At 73.0% G+C, this 1,842-nt stretch carries 3 protein-coding genes; 1 reads left to right on the top strand and 2 read right to left on the bottom strand.

Annotated features, from left to right (window positions below; translation table 11 throughout):
- Together AB0G02_RS37960 and AB0G02_RS37955 are read right to left on the bottom strand one after the other, a co-directional pair.
- Nucleotides 1-549, bottom strand: a 549-nt coding sequence (locus tag AB0G02_RS37960) for an MFS transporter (RefSeq protein ID WP_360804674.1), incomplete at its 3' end; no start/stop codon positions are given.
- Entirely contained in the window at nt 549-1,142 is a 594-nt protein-coding gene (locus AB0G02_RS37955) for a helix-turn-helix domain-containing protein (RefSeq protein WP_360804671.1), read from the bottom strand. The genes AB0G02_RS37960 and AB0G02_RS37955, both read right to left, overlap by 1 nt.
- 126 nt (nt 1,143-1,268) lie before the next feature.
- Here AB0G02_RS37955 and AB0G02_RS37950 point away from each other — a divergent pair, with 126 nt between their 5' ends.
- Complete coding sequence (locus AB0G02_RS37950) at nt 1,269-1,793, top strand: Scr1 family TA system antitoxin-like transcriptional regulator (protein WP_360804668.1); 525 nt, start codon at nt 1,269-1,271, stop codon at nt 1,791-1,793.
- The last annotated feature ends 49 nt before the right edge of the window (nt 1,794-1,842 follow it).

Below are 1,842 nucleotides of genomic sequence, written 5' to 3'. Positions count from 1 at the left end.
CGACGGGTGCTCGCCGGGCGGGTGCGGCGGCACGCGCAACGTCGTGGTGGCCAACCCGCCCGCCAGCGACAGCACGGCGACCGCGGCCACCGCCACGGCGGGCGACGCGGCCGTGCTCAGCACACCCGCCAGCGCGGGGCCGCCGATGGCCGCCGCGTTGAACAGCAGCGCGTCGTGCGACGTGGACCGGGGCAGGTCGGTGGCCAGGCGCGGCACCAGGCTGGTGAACCCGCCGCTGGTCATCGGCAGCGTGATGCCCGCGACGAACGCCGCCGCGACGAGCCACGGCGCCGACGCGAACACCATGGCCACCGCCATCGCGCACAGCACGAACTGGTTGACCGCCAACGCCGCCACCGGCCGGCGGGCGCGGTCGAGCCACGCGCCCAGCAGCGGTCCGGACAGGATCGACGGCACGGTGTTCGCCGCGATCACCACCCCGGACAGCACGGTCGAGCCGGTCCGGGACAGCGCCAGCAGCACCATGGCCACCGCGACCGCCTCGTTCGCGAGCCGGGCGAGGCCCGCCGCCCACAGGTACCGGCCCATCAGCTCGTGCGGCGGTGCCGGCGCACGCTCTCCTCGACCAGGTCGAGCACGGGTTCGAGGTCGTCCGCGGGCAGGCCCATGGCCAGGTGCGACACCAGGCCCTCCAGCACCAGCTCCAGGAACGACGTGAGCACGTCCACGTCCACGTCGTCGCGCAGGTTCCCGGCTTCGCGCTGGCGCTCCAACCGCTGCCGGGTCGCGTCGGTCAGCTGCCGCGACCGCTCCGCCCACCTGGCCCGGAACTCCGGGTCGGTGCGCAGCCGGCGCGAGACCTCCAGCCGCGTGCCGAGCCAGTCCGCCGGGTGCTCGACGTCGTTCGGGTCGGGCGGGTACAGCAGGTCGCGCATCACCTGCACCAGGCCCTGCTGGGCGACGACCTCCGCCATCCGCAGCGCGTCGTCCTCGGCCAGGGCCAGGAACAACGACTCCTTGTCCCGGAAGTGGTGGAAGATCGCACCCCTGGACAGACCGGTAGCCTCTTCCAAGCGGCGCACGGTCGCGCCTTCATAGCCGTAACGCGCGAAACACGCACGGGCGCCGTCGAGGATCTGGCGGCGACGGGCATCGAGGTGGTCCTGGCTCACCCTGGGCACCTGTCGATGTTGCCAGGGCCGCCTGGCGAAATCCAATCAGTACGTACGGCTTGCCCTGTCCACTTTGGGGTGGACTTGCTGGTCTCGACTCGAAACCCCTGGTCAACGCCACTACGGTGGCGCACCGTGACCGCAGGTGAGGACATTCGGCCGCCGTTGAGGTTGGTGCCGGGATTGGGCTGGTCGAACCGACCGTCCACCGTGGACCGCAGTCGGCACGGCCCGGACCTGATCGACCTGATCAGGCTCGTCGGCCGTCGTCCCGGCGAGGTCGTCGAGGGCCCGACCGCGTGCGACGCCGCGGTCTTCGAGGCGTTGTGCGTCCCGGAGCCGCTGCGCACACCCGCGTACGCGCTGGCGCTCGGCGACGACACGGCGGCCGACCGCGTCCCGCACGCCACGCGGTTCTTCCTGCACGAGGCCGTGCTGCACGTGCGGGTCGGGGACGACGCGATCATGGCCGAGCAGCTGGACGCGCTCGCGGACCGGGCCGACGTGCCGGTCCGCCTGGTGCCGTTCGACGCCGGTCACGTGTCACCGGCCCTGTCCGCCGGGCGGTGGCAGGTCGACGTGCTGGAGCGGGTCGCGCTGGACGTGCCGTCCTCCCGGGCGGAGTTCCGCCGCCGGGCCGCGCACTACCGGAGCAGGTAGGCGAGAGGAACGCCCGATGGGATCGAACGCAGTGGGACCGACCGCGAAG

This window comes from Actinosynnema sp. NPDC023658, assembly GCF_040639995.1.
In the GTDB taxonomy this organism is placed as follows: Bacteria; Actinomycetota; Actinomycetes; order Mycobacteriales; family Pseudonocardiaceae; genus Actinosynnema.
This window is presented reverse-complemented; position numbering and strand designations above follow the sequence as displayed.